Annotated in this window: 19 protein-coding genes and 1 tRNA gene; 12 read left to right on the forward strand and 8 right to left on the reverse strand. The window is 65.1% G+C overall.

Annotated features, from left to right (window positions below; translation table 11 throughout):
* The first annotated feature begins 278 nt into the window (after positions 1–278).
* Positions 279–434: a hypothetical protein gene (locus tag FLL57_RS23235; protein WP_013501017.1), complete on the forward strand. Its 156-nt coding sequence runs from the start codon at positions 279–281 to the stop codon at positions 432–434.
* Between the two features lie 23 nt (positions 435–457).
* Here FLL57_RS23235 and FLL57_RS01630 read toward each other — a convergent pair whose 3' ends face one another.
* The 4 genes from FLL57_RS01630 to FLL57_RS01645 all read right to left on the reverse strand — a co-directional run bounded on the left by FLL57_RS01630 (position 458) and on the right by FLL57_RS01645 (position 2,226).
* The gene (locus tag FLL57_RS01630) at positions 458–721 is read right to left on the reverse strand and encodes a hypothetical protein (protein ID WP_013501018.1); all 264 of its coding nucleotides are present in this window, start codon (positions 719–721) and stop codon (positions 458–460) included.
* 131 nt (positions 722–852) lie between these two features.
* The gene (locus FLL57_RS01635; protein WP_013501019.1) at positions 853–1,230 is read right to left on the reverse strand and encodes a TIGR02301 family protein; all 378 of its coding nucleotides are present in this window, start codon (positions 1,228–1,230) and stop codon (positions 853–855) included.
* Positions 1,231–1,288: 58 nt separating this feature from the next.
* On the reverse strand, positions 1,289–1,732 hold the full coding sequence (locus FLL57_RS01640) for an NUDIX hydrolase (protein WP_142881956.1): 444 nt from the start codon (positions 1,730–1,732) through the stop codon (positions 1,289–1,291).
* Positions 1,729–2,226, reverse strand: a complete 498-nt coding sequence (locus tag FLL57_RS01645) for a hypothetical protein (protein ID WP_235677191.1) — start codon at positions 2,224–2,226, stop codon at positions 1,729–1,731. The genes FLL57_RS01640 and FLL57_RS01645 overlap by 4 nt, the downstream gene beginning before the upstream one ends.
* Before the next feature lie 61 nt (positions 2,227–2,287).
* Here FLL57_RS01645 and FLL57_RS01650 point away from each other — a divergent pair, with 61 nt between their 5' ends.
* Positions 2,288–3,061 carry an SOS response-associated peptidase gene (locus tag FLL57_RS01650; RefSeq protein ID WP_142881958.1) on the forward strand — a complete coding sequence of 258 codons (774 nt, stop codon included), beginning with the start codon at positions 2,288–2,290 and terminating at the stop codon, positions 3,059–3,061.
* A 107-nt stretch (positions 3,062–3,168) separates the two neighbouring features.
* Here FLL57_RS01650 and FLL57_RS01655 read toward each other — a convergent pair whose 3' ends face one another.
* Entirely contained in the window at positions 3,169–4,596 is a 1,428-nt protein-coding gene (locus tag FLL57_RS01655; protein ID WP_142881959.1) for an FAD-binding oxidoreductase, read from the reverse strand.
* A 118-nt stretch (positions 4,597–4,714) separates the two neighbouring features.
* On the reverse strand, positions 4,715–5,713 hold the full coding sequence (locus FLL57_RS01660; protein ID WP_235677192.1) for an L-threonylcarbamoyladenylate synthase: 999 nt from the start codon (positions 5,711–5,713) through the stop codon (positions 4,715–4,717).
* A 227-nt stretch (positions 5,714–5,940) separates the two neighbouring features.
* On the opposite strand from FLL57_RS01660, the gene FLL57_RS01665 reads away from it, so the two are divergent.
* From FLL57_RS01665 to FLL57_RS01680, 4 genes are all read left to right on the forward strand, one after another.
* Complete coding sequence (locus tag FLL57_RS01665; protein ID WP_142881960.1) at positions 5,941–6,843, forward strand: helix-turn-helix domain-containing protein; 903 nt, start codon at positions 5,941–5,943, stop codon at positions 6,841–6,843.
* A gap of 124 nt (positions 6,844–6,967) precedes the next feature.
* Positions 6,968–8,260 carry an MFS transporter gene (locus FLL57_RS01670; RefSeq protein ID WP_142881961.1) on the forward strand — a complete coding sequence of 431 codons (1,293 nt, stop codon included), beginning with the start codon at positions 6,968–6,970 and terminating at the stop codon, positions 8,258–8,260.
* Positions 8,253–9,155 carry an amidohydrolase family protein gene (locus FLL57_RS01675; protein ID WP_142881962.1) on the forward strand — a complete coding sequence of 301 codons (903 nt, stop codon included), beginning with the start codon at positions 8,253–8,255 and terminating at the stop codon, positions 9,153–9,155. The genes FLL57_RS01670 and FLL57_RS01675 overlap by 8 nt, the downstream gene beginning before the upstream one ends.
* Before the next feature lie 122 nt (positions 9,156–9,277).
* A tRNA-Pro gene (locus FLL57_RS01680) sits at positions 9,278–9,354 on the forward strand.
* A 121-nt stretch (positions 9,355–9,475) separates the two neighbouring features.
* Here the strand turns inward: FLL57_RS01680 and FLL57_RS01685 are convergent.
* Positions 9,476–10,120, reverse strand: a complete 645-nt coding sequence (locus tag FLL57_RS01685) for a hypothetical protein (protein ID WP_142881963.1) — start codon at positions 10,118–10,120, stop codon at positions 9,476–9,478.
* A gap of 426 nt (positions 10,121–10,546) precedes the next feature.
* Here FLL57_RS01685 and FLL57_RS01690 point away from each other — a divergent pair, with 426 nt between their 5' ends.
* From FLL57_RS01690 to FLL57_RS01715, 6 genes are all read left to right on the forward strand, one after another.
* Entirely contained in the window at positions 10,547–11,806 is a 1,260-nt protein-coding gene (locus FLL57_RS01690) for a curlin (RefSeq protein WP_235677193.1), read from the forward strand.
* 114 nt (positions 11,807–11,920) lie between these two features.
* Positions 11,921–12,241, forward strand: coding sequence for a curli-like amyloid fiber formation chaperone CsgH (gene csgH / locus FLL57_RS01695; protein WP_013501030.1), 321 nt, complete (start codon positions 11,921–11,923; stop codon positions 12,239–12,241).
* Between the two features lie 41 nt (positions 12,242–12,282).
* Complete coding sequence (locus FLL57_RS01700; RefSeq protein ID WP_234713421.1) at positions 12,283–12,720, forward strand: curlin subunit CsgB; 438 nt, start codon at positions 12,283–12,285, stop codon at positions 12,718–12,720.
* A complete protein-coding gene (locus FLL57_RS01705) occupies positions 12,717–13,133 on the forward strand; it encodes a curli production assembly/transport component CsgF (protein WP_047310007.1) in 417 nt (138 codons plus the stop codon). The genes FLL57_RS01700 and FLL57_RS01705 overlap by 4 nt, the downstream gene beginning before the upstream one ends.
* Positions 13,134–13,186: 53 nt before the next feature.
* The gene (locus FLL57_RS01710) at positions 13,187–14,128 is read left to right on the forward strand and encodes a CsgG/HfaB family protein (protein ID WP_013501033.1); all 942 of its coding nucleotides are present in this window, start codon (positions 13,187–13,189) and stop codon (positions 14,126–14,128) included.
* Between the two features lie 2 nt (positions 14,129–14,130).
* On the forward strand, positions 14,131–14,913 hold the full coding sequence (locus FLL57_RS01715; RefSeq protein ID WP_142881965.1) for a transglycosylase SLT domain-containing protein: 783 nt from the start codon (positions 14,131–14,133) through the stop codon (positions 14,911–14,913).
* A 16-nt stretch (positions 14,914–14,929) separates the two neighbouring features.
* On the opposite strand, the gene FLL57_RS01720 is transcribed toward FLL57_RS01715, so the two are convergent.
* Positions 14,930–15,211, reverse strand: a complete 282-nt coding sequence (locus FLL57_RS01720; protein ID WP_142881966.1) for a hypothetical protein — start codon at positions 15,209–15,211, stop codon at positions 14,930–14,932.
* Between the last annotated feature and the right edge of the window lie 237 nt (positions 15,212–15,448).

Here is a 15,448-nt window from a genome sequence, read left to right on the forward strand (position 1 = left end):
AATGCCCAAGCCGAGTCCGCTGAGCTGCACTGAATGTGCCGTGCCAACAGCCTGCGCGCCGAGTCGTTTTGTCCGTGCCTCCGTGGAACTCCGGTGGGGTATTTTGCGTATCCCCAATGCGGTCATCATCCGCGATGATCGCGCCAGAACGATTCGGCCCGCGCGAGGAGCGCGGCAGCACCGATGGTTAACGGGAAAGCAACGCAACAGGCGCAGCATTTCGCGTCGCACGATCGCCGGGGTCGTCGATTGACCGATACGCCGAGAGGGGATTCCAGATGGAAGCTCAAAAGACCGCGGTCGAAGCGATCGTCGCATTGACCGGTTATGATCGTGCAGTGGTGGCCGAATCCATCCGGCGTTTCTATCTCGCCGGCGTGCGCGATCCGAAGCGGCTGACCTTCAAGGGGCTGCAGGCGTTCGCCCGTACCTGAACCGGCGACGCCGTCCGATCCCGCTATTGCTTGGCCAGGCCGATCGAAAATTCGCCGTTGAGCACACGGCCGGGCAGGCCTTCGACGAACTTGGCGACGGCGTCTTCACCGTAGGTGGCGACCAGCTCCGCAAAAGCGGTGAACAGGCTGGCTTGCGCCAGGCAATCGCCGTCGACCCCGTCGTGCAGGGCCTCGGCCCATGCCTCGCTGAGATAGCTGAGCGCCGTTTGCTTCTGATCGCGGTCGGATGGAACGTCGCAGTCGATGGGGAAAGTCGTCAGGCTCATGAACTTCAGCAGTCTCGGCGCGCTCCACCGCGAAGCGCAATGGGCTAGTGTTAGCATGCGGCTGCCGAACGCCTAGGCAGTTCTTTAGGAAAGGTTAACGGGCTGGGATAAACCCGCAGCCGCAAGGCCGGTCAGTTCGCGTATCGCGCGGTGAGATCGCGCGACAGCTTCGATCCCTCCTCCAAATACCTCCGAATCGCCACGGTGGCGGCCGGTGTGCAGGTCCGGTAGGTCTGCTGGAACCCGTTATAGCCCCGGTTGAAAGCGGCGATCAGCCGGGTGCGACGTTCCCCGGATGGGGTTTCGGCATCGATCAGAGCCTGCATCTCGTTGCGCCACTTCGGCCCGTCATTGCCGCCGCAAATTGGGCGCAGATAATGCAACGTCCCGAGAATTTCAGCGAGTCGCTGCAATTCGGCGTCGAACGGCGCCGCACCGTCCTGGGCGCGCGCCGGGGCGAGCCCGCAGCAGGCCAGGATCGTCAGCACGGCGAGGGAACGCTTCAGCATGGCCGGCCTGATAGGCCGTTTCAGAGGTTGCAGCAAGAAGGCGATGCATGCCGGGCGGTCAGGTTCCGACCATCGCCCGAGCGCCCGCAACCAGCTCTGCCAGCCCCTCGGTGGTCGAAAAGGCGGCCAGTTCGTCTGGGCCGATCCATCGGGCGTCGTCGAGTTCGTCATTGAGCTGCGGCTCGCCGGCCGCCCAGCGCGCTGCGAACACCATGATCACGTAGTGCCCGGCTGCACCGACCGGGGAGGGCAGCACTTCGCGCCGGCCGGCGAAGCCGACGATCTCGATCGACAAGCCGGTTTCCTCGGCGACCTCCCGTACCACCGCCTGTTCCAGTGTTTCTCCGAACTCGACCCGGCCACCCGGCAACGAATACAGACCCTTGGCCGGCGTCCGCGCTCGGCGCACCAGCAGGAACCGGTCGTCGCGGAAGATCGCGGCGCTGACTGCGAGTTGCGGATGGCGCGGCTGCGCCGGTGCGGCCTCGGTCACGGCGATCAATGCGCCATGATGTAATCGACGTCGGCCTCGCTGCCCTGGCCGTTGATGATGCCGCCGGCGCGGCCGATCAGCGGCTTGATCCAGCCGACCGCGCTCTCGGCCAGCTTGGCCCGGGTGCCGTCCTGCGACGCCTGGCGCATCGCCTCGCCGACCGCGGTGAGGATCGCCGTCATGTTGTTGGTGATGTCGTCGAAATCCGATCTTATGCCCGGATCGGCCATGTCATAGGCTTCGATCGCCAGATCGCGCGCCTTGAAGTTCGACGCCCTGAAATGTTCCGCGTAGGAGAGGGGATGCCACGACAGGAAGTCTTCCGAGCACTCCGGCATGTCCGGAATCATTTCGAGCAGCATCACGGCTTCGTTGAAATGATTCAGATAGTCGGTCGCGAGGCCCGTCTTCGGGTTGATATTGGCGGAAGCAAGCTGAGTAGCGCGCGCCTCGTCGTATCGGGCGGTCCCGCCTTGCGCTGCTGTAGATTCACTCGACGCCATCGGCGGCATTTTTGTTTACCGAAGTTAACAAGCACTGAACACGCCACCGGGTCCTGACAGCATGTGCGGACGCTTCGTGATCACCTCGGCTCCCGCCGCTATCCGACAGCTCTTTGGCTACGCCGATCAGCCTAATTTTCCGTCACGCTACAACATCGCCCCGACCCAGCCGATTCCCGTGGTGATCGTCGACCAGGGCGCCCGCCGGTTCCGGCTGATGCGCTGGGGGCTGATCCCATCCTGGGTGAAGGATCCGCGGACGTTTTCGCTGCTGATCAACGCCCGCGCTGAAACCGTCCAGGACAAGCCGGCGTTCCGCAATGCGTTCAGGCGCCGGCGCTGCCTGGTGCCGGCCGATGGCTACTACGAGTGGAAGGCCGGGGGAGCCCGCAAGCAGCCGTATTTCATCCATCCGGCGGCCTGCGGGCCGGTCGGGTTCGCGGCGCTGTGGGAGACCTGGACCGGGCCGAACGGCGAGGAGCTCGACACCGTGGCGATCGTCACCACCGCGGCGCGCGGCGGCCTCGCCGAGCTGCACGACCGCGTCCCGGTGGCGATCGCCCCGCATCATTTCGCGCGCTGGCTGGAGAGCGATGAAACCGACCTCGACGCGGTGATGACCCTGCTGCGGCCGCCGGGGGAAGGCGAGTTCGTCTGGCACCCGGTCTCGACCGCGGTCAACCGCACCGCCAACGACAATCCGCAACTGATCCTGCCGATCACCGCGGAGGAAATGGCGCCGGCGCAGCCGCCTGCCGTCAAGCCGGCGCCACCGAAGCGCGCGGCACGGCCCAAGATCTCGGCGGATGACAGCGGGCAGGGCTCGTTGTTCTGACGGTGATCAAAACGTCATTGCGAGCGAAGCGAAGCAATCCAGCAGCGCCGAGCACTGAGCGCTGGATTGCGTCGTCGCTTCGCTCCTCGCAATGACGGTGGAGAGACCTACACCACCTTGCCGGGATTCATGATGCCGTGCGGGTCGAGCAGCGTCTTGATCGACCGCATCAGTTCGATCGCGGTCTTGTCCTTCACCTCGGCAAGCTCGTCGCGCTTCATCACGCCGATGCCGTGCTCCGCCGAGATCGAGCCGCCGAGCCGCAGCACCACCTCGAACACCACCTTGTTGACGTCGTGCCAGCGCGCCAGGAACCCGGCCTTGTCGGCGCCGACCGGCTGGCTGACGTTGTAGTGGATGTTGCCGTCGCCGAGATGGCCGAACGGCACCGGCCGCGCACCCGGGATCAGGGCGACCACGGCGGCGTTGGCCTGTTCGATGAACTGCGGCACGGCGGCGACCGGGACCGAGATGTCGTGCTTGATCGAGCCGCCCTCCGGCTTCTGCGCCGGCGAGATCTCCTCGCGCAGTTTCCAGAACGCCTGCTGCTGCTGCACCGAACTTGCGATCGCCGCATCTACGACGATGCCGTCTTCGAAGCCGCGCTCGAGTATGGACTCCAGCGCGGCGCGGGCGTGGTCGCGCGGCGACGACAGTTCGATCAGCACGTACCACGGATAGCGCGCCTCGAGCGGGTCGCGGTTGTTGGCGTGGCGCACCGAGAAATCGAGCGGCGTCTCGGCGATCAGTTCGAAGCTGGTCAGATTGCCGGCGGATTCGGCTTGCGCGATGCCGAGCAGCTTCAGCGCATCGTCCGGCGATTGCAGTCCGACGAACGCGGTCTCGACCGCGCGCGGCTTTGGAAACAGCTTCAGCGTCACCGCGGTGATGATGCCGAGCGTGCCTTCGGCGCCGATGAACAGATTGCGCAGATCGTAGCCGGTGTTGTCCTTCTTCAGCTTGGACAGCAGGTTCAGCACCCGGCCGTCGGCGAGCACCACTTCGACGCCGAGCGCCATGTCGCGTGCGAGGCCGTAGGCCAGCGCCGCGGTGCCGCCGGCATTGGTGGAGAGATTGCCGCCGATGGTGCAGCTTCCCTGCGCGCCGAGCGACAGCGGAAACAGCCGGTCGACCTCCGCGGCCTTCTCCTGCACCCGCTGCAGGATGGCGCCGGCTTCGACCGTCATGGTGTTCGACGAGGTATCGACTTCGCGGATCTTGTCCATCCGCTTCAGCGAAATCACCACCTCGCCATTGTGCGGCGTCTGCCCGCCGACCAGGCCGGTGTTGCCGCCTTGCGGCACCAGCGCGACGCACGCCTCGTTCGCCAGCTTGCAGATGGCAACCACTTCGTCGGTGGAGCCGGGACGCAGCACCAGCGGCGAGTGGCCGCGATACAGATTGCGCTCCTCTGTGATGTAGGCTTCGAGCTCGAGGGGATCGGTCAGCGCGTGCTTGTCGCCGACGATCGCGGTGAAGCGCGCGATCAGTTCGGGCGAGAGAGAGGCGGGCGAGAGCGGGCTGACGATGTTCATGATGTTTCCTCTTCCCTGTCGTTGCGAGGAGCGAAGCGAGCCGATCCGAACGCGTCTCAGACGCGTTTGGATCGATTCGTTTCGCCCGCAACGACGTCGCGATAGGCTTGTTCGTGATTCATGGGCGCGGCGCCGCTGCGCGGCGCAGGCGATCGTTGATCGCTTCGCCGAGGCCGTGTTGCGGGATCGACATCACCGCGATGCCGCGCGCGCCGCGCTCGTCGAGCGCGCGCAGCGCGCCGAACAATTGCGCCGCGGCTTCGGCGAGATCGCCGCGCGGCGACAGGTTGTGTACGGCGACGGCCGTCTCGACACCTGGCGGCAGTTCGGAGCCGAACGCCAGCAGCGCTTCGCCCGGCTTTACCTCGGCCGCATTCAGCCGCACCGTTGCGCGCGGCGCGTAGTGCGACGCGAGCATGCCTGGAGCGAGAGGCGCGTGATCGTCGGTGATGTTAGTTGCGGCTGGCGCGCCCAGCTTGTGACCGAGCACACGCTCGATCGCCTCGCGCGGCACGCCCCCCGGCCGCAGCAACACTGGCGCACCGAGGCAACCGACGATCGTCGATTCGACCCCGACCATCACTGGCCCGCCATCGACGATCACATCGATCCGGCCGCCCAGATCGGCGGCGACGTGCGCTGCGGTGGTCGGCGAGACGTGGCCGGACCTGTTGGCGGACGGCGCCACCACCGGGCCGCCGAAGGCGCGGAGCAGGGCCTGTGCCACCGGATGCGACGGCACCCGGAGCGCGACGCTGTCGAGGCCGGCGGTGGCGAGATCGCACACGGAGCAGTTCGTCGCCTTTGGCAGCACCAGCGTCAGCGGTCCCGGCCAGAACGCTTCGGCGAGGCGCAGCGCGGCGGCATCGAACCGCGCGATCGTCCGTGCGGCTTCGAGGCTGGCGACGTGTGCGATCAACGGGTTGAACGACGGCCGGCCCTTGGCGGCGTACAGCCGCGCCACCGCTTTGGCATTGGCCGCATCGGCACCGAGCCCGTACACCGTCTCGGTTGGGAACGCGACCAGTCCGCCGCCGCGCAGCGCCCGCGCAGCTTCGTCCGCATCGGTCGCGGTCAGCGTCTTGGTGATCAGGTCGAGCATCATTTCGGGTTTCATATCGCAATTCGTGCGGATGCGAAGTAGCAAAGTCGAGGCGCTGCGCTGCATGCACGCGGGAGCTACGAGGCGTCTGTTGGGCGCGGGCTCGCGCAAACCGCGAATCCGGCCGCCCCGCACGCGAAAAACCCCGTTGAAATCGCAGGTTAGGCGGGGCGCGGGCCCGGGGCTTGCAAGCCGCCGGAATATGGAGTGAGGATAGTTCGTTCAAACAGGCGCCCCTTCCGATGCAGCTCAATCCCCTCCTTCATGCCGAACGCGTCACCGGCCGAAGGCAATCGGCCTTGATCGATCTGTGGTCGACCACGGGATTTGCCGCGGCCGTGAGCGAGGTGACGGGGCCGCATATTTACGAGTTCGGCGAACTGCCGGTGCCCACCGTCGCGATCACGCTGTACGACGTCCGCCGCCATGTTCTGATGGAAAACGGCAAGGTCCGCCGCGATGCGCCGGTGCGCTCGGGGCGGTTCCGTATTGGCCAGCCGGGCCGGCGTGTGGTGGTGGATGCGATTCCGGACACCCAGTGGGGCAAGCTGCTGCTGCTGTATCTCGGTGAGCCGCTGCTCAAGGAAGTCGGGGCTTCGCTTGGGTCCGCAGATCCGATCAGCTTGCGCGACACTGCGTGGGACGTCGACGATCCGCTGCTGGAAGCCTCGGCCAAGCGCCTGGTCGAGGCCAGCGACAGCGGTGACCGGCCGAATGCGCTGCTCGCCGAGCAACTGGCCTATACGCTGGCGCTGCATCTGACGGATCGTTATTCGGCGCCGCGTAGTGGGCTCGCCGAGCCGTCCGTGCCGCTGGAAGCTCCGGTGCGCGACCGGATCGCCGAATTCGTCCGTTCCGATCTCGGCGCTCCGATCACGCTGGCGGCGATGGCCGAGGTCGCGGGCATGAGCCCGTCCTGTTTCATTCGCAGTTTCAAACGCTCCACCGGAATGACGCCGCATCGCTTCGTGGTGGAGCAGCGCGTCGCCGCCGCCCGCCGGCTGCTGGAGACGTCGGACCTGCCGATCGTCGAGATCGCACTCGGCGTCGGCTTCTCGTCGCAATCGCATTTCGGCGTCGCGTTCCGTCAGGTGACCGGCGAAAGCCCGGCGCGGTATCGCCGGCTGCAGTGCGGCCGCGAGTAATTTTTCGACAAGGAACCGCGGACGCCGCGGCTCCCTGATAATTTTCCGGCAGACGCGTCCTCCTGATTGAGAAATCTGTCGCCGTGAGCGATCGCCCGACGAAGGCGAGCGAGGGAGGACAGGTATGAGTACGACGACATCTACAAGCACGGTCGCGCCGATCACGGACACCAGTCTGACCGGCTTTTACAAAGACATGACCGTCACCGAGAAGCGCACGTTCTGGGCCTGCGCCACAGGCTGGGCGCTCGACGGCATGGACTTCATGATCTACCCGCTGGTGATCGGAACGATCATCGCGCTGTGGAGCGTCGATGCCGGATCGGCCGGTCTTGCCGGCACCGTGACGCTGCTGGCGTCAGCGGTCGGCGGCTGGGCCGCCGGTTATCTCGCGGACCGGATCGGCCGTGTCCGCACGCTGCAGCTCACCATCATCTGGTTCTCGCTGTTCTCGCTGCTGTGCGCGTTCGCGCAGAACTTCGAACAGCTGCTGATCCTGCGCGCGCTGCTCGGCTTCGGCTTCGGCGGCGAATGGGCGGCCGGTGCCGTGCTGATCGGCGAGACGATTCGTCCGCAGTATCGCGGCCGTGCGGTCGGCTCGGTGCAGTCGGGCTGGGCGGTCGGCTGGGGCATGGCGGTGCTGGCGCAGGCTGCGCTGTTCTCGCTGCTGCCGGCCGATCAGGCGTGGCGCTGGATGTTCGCGATCGGCGCGCTGCCGGCGCTGCTGGTGCTTTATCTGCGCGCCTATGTGAAGGAGCCGCAGGTCGCGGTGGAAGCCCGCGCCAAGGTCAGCGCAGCGGGCGGCAGCCGCTCGATCCTGGCGATCTTCCAGGGCCGCATCCTCAAGACCACCATCCTGGCCTCGCTGGTCGCGACCGGCTGCCAGGGCGGTTACTACGCGATCACCTTCTGGGTGCCGCGCTTCCTGACCACCGAGCGCAAGCTGTCGATCGTCGGCTCGACCGGCTATCTGGCGACGCTGATTATCGGTTCGTTCGTCGGCTATCTGGTCGGGGCCTGGTTCGCCGATCGGTTCGGCCGCCGCAGCCTGTTCCTGACGTTCTCGCTGGGCGCGATGGTGGTGGTGCTGGCCTATACGCAGCTTCCGCTATCCAACGAAATGCTCTGGGTGCTCGGTTTCCCGCTCGGCTTCTTCGCCTCGGGCTACTTCTCGGGCATGGGCGCGTTCCTGACCGAACTGTTCCCGACCAGCCTGCGCGGCTCGGGGCAGGGCTTCTGCTACAATTTCGGCCGCGGCGTCGGCGCGCTGTTTCCGTTCCTGGTCGGCTATCTGTCGCAGGTCACCACGCTCGCCAACGCGATCTGCCTGTTCGCGGTGTTCGCCTACGTGTTGTTCTTCGCCGCCGCCTATGCGCTGCCGGAGACCCGCGGCAGGGTGCTGAGCGCCGATGAGTAAGGCTGATCGATCCAAGGTTCCGGCTCCGGCGTGCCCGGGGCCGGATCCGGCACCGCGCCGGCCGACGCGTTACGTCGTCCCGCCCGGTGCGGTCGATACTCACGCCCACGTCATCGGGCTGCCGCCGACTTATCCGTTCGTCGACGGCCGCAGCTACACGCCGCCCGCCGCAACGCCGGAGTCGTATCTGGCAATGCTCGATGCCACCGGCATGACCTATGGCGTGCTGGTGCAGGTCAGCGTGCACGGCACCGACAATCGCCTGATGCTGGAAACGCTGCAGGCCCACCGCGAGCGGCTGAAGGGCATTGCGGTGATCCCGCTCGGGCTGCCGGACAAGGAGCTGGCGGCGCTCAAGGATGCCGGCGTCGTCGGGCTCCGCCTGAACATCCTGTATGGCGGCGGCATCGGGTTCGAACGCGTCGGCGAATATGCGGCGATGGCCAAGGAGCTCGGCTGGCATCTGCAGTTCCTGATCGACGCCAAGGATCTGGTGCCGCTGGCGCCGCAGCTCGGGGATCTGCCGGTGCCGTTTATCGTCGATCACTGGGGGCATTTCCCGGTGTCGCGGGGGATCGACGATCCCGGCTTCCAGACGCTGGTGTCGCTGGTGCGCGACGGCGCCTGGGTGAAGCTGTCGGGGGCCTATCGGAACACGGTCGCGGGATTTCCTTACCTCGACACCATTCCGTTCGCCCGACTCCTTCACGAGACGGCGCCCGATCGTTGCGTCTGGGGCAGCGACTGGCCGCACGTCGCGACCTGGACGCACATGATGAATGTCGGCGAGCTGCTCGACCTGCTCGCCGACTGGGTGCCCGATGCGGCCGCGCGCGACCGCGTCTTCACCGAAAACGCCTACCGTCTTTACGGCTTCACGCCCGTTCGGGGCTGAGCTTTCACGCGCGCGACCGCCGCCCCTGACCGGAGGGCGGCGGTTGGATAAAAATCCTCTCATTATCCCCATTGGAACGCTTGCGAAGCCGGAAGGCGGACGCTATAAGCCGGGCCTCTTGTCGGAGTGTGGCTCAGCCCGGTAGAGCACTGCGTTCGGGACGCAGGGGTCGCAGGTTCGAATCCTGCCACTCCGACCAAGATTTTCGGCGAATTGCCGCCTTTTCCCGATCCCTTCACATTCAGCAGCATCGTTCAGCATCATCGTGACGCGGTCGCCGCCGGTGCGAGGTTTTGGGCTTCGCTGCGCCGGCCTGGGACTCACCAGGCGCCGCGACGGGAATCGATCTGGGTGAAGTCGATCGGGCTCGGCTCGCCGACCTTGGGCGGGGGCGGCGGCTTCTGTGGCTGGGCGCCGCGCTGCTTGGCGGCCTTCAGGATGGCATCGGCCAACGGCCCGGCCTTCACCGGGCCGGTCTGTTGCGGCTGGCCGTTGGGCCCCGGCGGAGGCTGCAGCGCCACCGGCTGATCGAGCCGGCCGGGCCGGACGCGGACGCCGGCCACGATGCCGCGCTCGGCGTCGAACGCGCATTCATACGACACCCGCACCCACTCCTTCTGCGGCGACAGGAAGCGGATCGAGTCGCCGCGATAGTTGACGATCGCGTTGTCCGGCTTGGATGGATCGGCCTGCTGGAAAATGCCGGCGAACGGCCTGCTGATCCATTCGAAGTCACCCGGTGCCTGCGCCTCGATCTTGCGGGCGCAGATCGCCGAGGCTCTCTCGTTGTTGGCGCGGACGCACGCCTCCGGACATTTCGGCGAATCGGCGGTCGCCGGCGCCGCGCCGGCCGGTCGCTGGGGGGCGGGGGCGGCGGCGGGCGCCCGGGCCGGCTGTGAAGACTGTGCATGAGCCGCGCCGACCACGCTCCAGGCCAATGCTGCCGCATAGATCAAAAGGAACATCTTGTTACCACCCACGGTTGGGCGTGTAGTTGTTTTCTAGTCTGGAATTTCCGAAGACGCGAGTCCGATCTTGCTACGCCCTCCGCGTATGAACGCTTATTACTTATCATGCAGCAGCTAATCGCTTTTGAGGGTGGTGATTATACTGTTCTATTTCGGGATGACTATTCAATTACTTGAAAGTGTATAGATCACTCATCGAGTGTACAGCGTAAAAACCGTGAGTGCATCATAATGATACAACTTAATCATTGTCTAAGCTTTGGACTCCTCCTAATAACGCGATATTCCATCCGGCAGCAGACCCGATGGAAGTACGGCATTGATCTTTCAACAGGGGAGTATTTGTCGATGAGGCGTAATCTATTCTTTGCAACGGTGAGCGTTCTGACGCTGACTGCGAGTGCTGCGTTGGCGGATAGCAACGTGGTGATTCTGAACCAGTATGACGCCAGTCAACACGCCGCGATCGAGCAATTCAATTCGGGTAACTCTGTCGGCACCTATAATGGTTGGTCTGGCTTCGAGCAGAACAACGGTGGCCTTGCGGGCAACAACGTTCTCACAGTCTCGCAGACCGGCACCGGCAACAGCGTCGGTCGCGACACCAAGGGCATCCAGTCCGGCGCCGGTAACTCAGCCGATATTGCGCAGGCTGGCGTCAGCAGCGATGTCGAATTGCAGCAGTTCGGTACCAACAACGGTTCCGTGCCGGCCGGCTGGAACTGGACCAATGACTCGGGTGTGTTCAACAAGATTGTTCAGGATTCCTCGTCGGTCGGCAGCAAGGTGTCCGTCGTCCAGAACGGCGAGAACAACGTCTTCAGCATCAAGCAGGGCAATACGAGCAACAACACGTCGGTCACGCAGACCGGCAAATGGGCTATGGCCTACGTCCGCCAGGGCCTTGGTGCCGCCGAGACCGACGGGGCGACAAGCGTCCAAATGCCGTTCGGTGGCAACTACAACGTTGCCACGATTTCGCAGAACAGTGCCGGCCTGAATTATGCCGTTGCCGTTCAGGGTGGTGGCGATTCGAATTCGCTCGGAATCTACCAGAATGGCGATCTGCTCGGGGCCAATGCCTGGCAGGAGGGCGCCGGCAATGTCTTCAGTTCCAATCAGTCGGGCGTCGGGAACACCATCGGCATCACCGGGGGAATCTACGGCTCGGATACTCCGATTAAGCAGAAGGGTAACGGTAACTCGTACGTGTCCAACCAGAGCGGCAGCAACAACACCGCAAATGGAACACAGACGGGCGACGTGAACTTCGTTTTCAACAACCAGGGCGGCACCAACAATTCGATCGCTGGTTCGCAGACTAACAACAATAATAATGTCAACAATAGTCAGTTTGGATCGTACAGCAAGCTGACGTATACGCAGACCAACAGCGGCGGCGCAACCAACTACATTGTCAACATTCAGAACGGTGCTGGGACGGTGGGTTCGCAGAACACTGCGGTCGTCGAGCAGAGTGGCTTCGGCCTGTACAGCAGCGGCCAGCAGTCTGGTGGCGATGGCAATTCCGCGAGCGTCACGCAGGGCGGTTCGCTCCACGCGAGCTACTACGTCCAGAGCGGCGCAACGAACACGATTGTTGTCGCCCAAACTGGCGCGGGTAATTACTCGAACCTCAATCAGACCGGCACCGGCAACTACGCCAGCATCAAGCAGCACTAGTGCCCGGCTGAAGCCCTGAAAGCGGGGCGTTCGCGCCTCGCTTTCCTCCTGGAAGTGGAGCGACCGGACATGTCCGGTCGCCGATCTTCCGGTGTTCGCGTCGCGGAGAGTCGAATGGCTGTGGATCAAGTCCCGCCGGTCGTCCAGTGCGAGGTCGAGGCTGCGGTCAGCGGCGGCCACGTCACCTTGCAGGGGGTGATCACTGCGGTACGCGACGGTGCCGGCAGCTACAAGCTGGCCGTCGACAAGGCCGGCGCCGCCGGTACCTCCCGCATCAAGCAGGCAGGCGCGTTCACCGCCATCGCCGAGCAACGCGTGACCGTCGGCAATGTCGTGCTCGATTACAGCAGCGCCAACCGATATGCCGCCAGACTGGACGTGTCGTTCGGCAGCGTCACCATCCAATGCAATCTCGATCCGGAGACTGTCAAATGAACCCGTCGATGCGAGCAGCCGTGCCTCGGGTAGCTGGGGCGATGCTTGGTCTCGTCGCGCTGGCCGGTATGGCATCTGCGCAGCCGGCCGATCTCTACACTGATTTCTCCGGCTATCTGGTGAGCCGGACGCTGCAGGGACCGGTCGCCGACGGTGCGTTGCCGAGCGGCGGCCACAACACCGCGATTGTCAGCCAGACCGGCAACGCCAACTCCGTGACGTCAGACGTGCGCGGCTCGTTGAACGTGACGCTGCAGTCGCAGCTCGGCTCCGGCAATGAGTCCAGCTTCGCCGTGAACGGCAATCAGAACGTGCTGCACAACAGCCAGATCGGCGACAACAACAGCGCCAGGATCGACGTCACCGGCAACCGCAACGCCTACAGCAGCACCCAGATCGGCAGCAATCTCAGCTATGGCCTCAGCCAGATCGGCAACAATGGCGGGGCCGTGATCGTGCAAATGGGAGGTCATCGATGAGATACGTGGGCATTCTCACCGCCTTGGCGCTGTGTGTCGGCGCGGCAGAAGCGGACGCGGGCAGTCTGGTCTACACCCCGACCAATCCGGCGTTCGGCGGCAGTCCGCTCAACGGATCGTGGCAGATGCAGCAGGCGACTGCGGGCAATCACTTCAACCGCGCCGCTCCGACCAGCGGGGCGCAACAGATGACGCAGTCGCAGATTTTCGCCCAGCAACTGCAGAGCCAGCTCTACGCCTCGCTCGCCAACCAGGTGACGCAGGCCATCTTCGGCGCCAACGCCCAGCAGAGCGGCACATTCAGCTTCCAGGGCACGACCATCAGCTTCGCCAAGGTCGACGGTCAGACCAACATCACCATCAACGATGGTTCGACCATCACCCAGATCAGTCTGCCGACCGTGACGCATTGATCCGACCTGGACGTATTCCGGCGTTCAGCCAAGTTTGTTTGAGGATATTTCGCGTGACACGCTATTTCAGATCGATCATTGGCCTCGCCGCAGTGGCGGTTTTGCTGGCCGGGTGCTCGCGCCCCGGTCATCGCGATGCCTTCTTCGAAGAACCGCCTGTGGTGACGCCGCCGTCTCCGACCGCTGTCAATCTCGAGACGTTGCCGCCGCCTCAACAGAAGATCGACGTGGCGATCTATCAATTCCCCGACCTTACCGGCAAGAACGAGCCCAATGACAACGTTGCGGTGTTCTCCCGCGCCGTGACCCAGGGCGGCGCCGGATTGGCGATCGATGCGCTGAAGCGCGCCGGCGGAGGGACCTGGTTCCGTGTCGTGGAGCGCAACGGCCTCAACAACCTGCTCCAGGAGCGTCAGTTGGTCCGGGCCACGCGCCAGGAATTCGACCGCGACCGCGCCAAGCCGTTGCCACCGATGCGGTTCGCCGGCCTTCTGATCGAGGGCGGCATCGTCGCCTTCGACGCCAACTACATGACCGGGGGCATCGGCGCCAACTATCTGGGCATCGGTGCAGACACCAAGTTCCGACGGGATATGGTGACCGTCGGCCTGCGCGTCGCTTCGGTGCAGAGCGGCGAGGTGCTGACCAGCATCACCACCACCAAGACGGTGTATTCGGTGTCGCTGCAGGGCAACACCTACAAATACGTGGCGCTCGACAAGCTGCTGCAGATCGAGGCCGGCATCACCCGCAGCGAGCCGACCCAGCTTGCGGTGCGACAGGCGATCGACCTCGCCGTGTACTCCACCATCATGGAGGGCGCTCGGCAGAAGCTGTGGCGCTTCGCCGATCCGGTGATGGAGGCCAAGCTGATCCGCGACTATCTCGATCGCGACAAACCGCAGCCGGCGTTCATGAAGCCGTACCTCACCAAGGAGGAGCGCATCGAAGCCGAGCAGGTCGACCGTTCGCCGGAATGGGCACCGCGGAGCTGATCATGGCGGCGCGCGCTACTCTCGCCTGGCTGGCAACTGCGGCACTCGCCGCCGTCGCGGCCGTTGCGAGCTGCGGCGGGGCGACGGCGCAACAGCGCATCGCCGATGCCGGTGGCCTGGTCGTGGCCGCGCGCTTTGGCGAATCGTCGTTCGATGCGCCCGTCGCGGCGACGGCGCCATGGGCGCCGGTGATCGCGCAGGCAGCCCAGCAGCACGGCCTGCCGCCTGCATTCCTGACCCGGTTGCTCAATCAGGAAAGCACGATGTTCACGCTTGCGGTGAGCCGCGCCGGAGCCATGGGGATCGCCCAGTTCATGCCCTGCACAGCAGCCGAGCGCGGGCTCGACGATCCGTTCGATCCGCTCAAGGCGATCCCGGCTGCGGCGCGCTATCTCGCCGACCTGCGCCGCCAGTTCGGAAATCTCGGCCTCGCCGCCGCGGCCTACAATGCCGGCGCCGGCCGGGTGTCGGCGTGGCTGCGCGGCACCTCGGAGCTGCCGGCCGAGACGCGCGACTATGTGCTGCGCATCACCGGCTTCAGCGCCGAGGATTGGGCAGCCAACCGCGCCGATGCGTCGAGGATCACCGACGCCGCCCCCGCACGGCCGTCGATCGTCTCACGAAAAATCGCCGCGACGACGAGCCCGACCGCCATGGCCGCGCGACCGGTCGCGCCACGCTCTGCGCCGGGCCGCGGCCCCGCGAAGAAGCCGACTGCGGAAGCAGAAATGTGTGCGTCGGTCGCCGCTGGCGGCCGCGGCTGCATCGTGCAGGCGACATATTGACAGCCGGTCCGGCCGGTCACGGCTGCCGGGGGCGCTTGCGCTTCGGCTTCTTGGTCTTGGTGTTGCGATAGTAGTCGCGCTCGCGCTTGAGCAGCGGCGAAACATCGCCCCGCGGCGGTGGCGTCTCGGAATACGTGGTGACGCCCTGCTGCTTCTCGATGCAGCGGCGCAACGCGGTCGGGTCGGTCAGCAATGTGCAATCATTGACCGCGCCGGGGTTGGGTGAGAGCTGGGCCTGCGCCGGGGCGGCAAGCAGCAAAGTGGCGCCGATCAGCAGCGATTTCCGTAAGCAAGACATCGCGTTGGAGTCCCCGACGAATTCGGCCAGCATAGCCGAAGATGGCAGCGGTGACACTTCGCAAATTCAACAAGGTATCAGTAGCATTGCACCGCCAGCCGGTCGGGATTGTCATTAGATCAGCGCGAGTGCTTCATCCGCTGAATCAACGCGAATCGGCGACCGCCGCCGCCACCGAAGTTGTGAGCGATCATCGCCGGGACGCCGTCAAGGCCAGGTTCGGTTCCCGTCGGAACA

The sequence above is a fragment of the Rhodopseudomonas palustris genome (assembly GCF_007005445.1).
Taxonomy (GTDB): Bacteria; Pseudomonadota; Alphaproteobacteria; order Rhizobiales; family Xanthobacteraceae; genus Rhodopseudomonas; species Rhodopseudomonas palustris_G.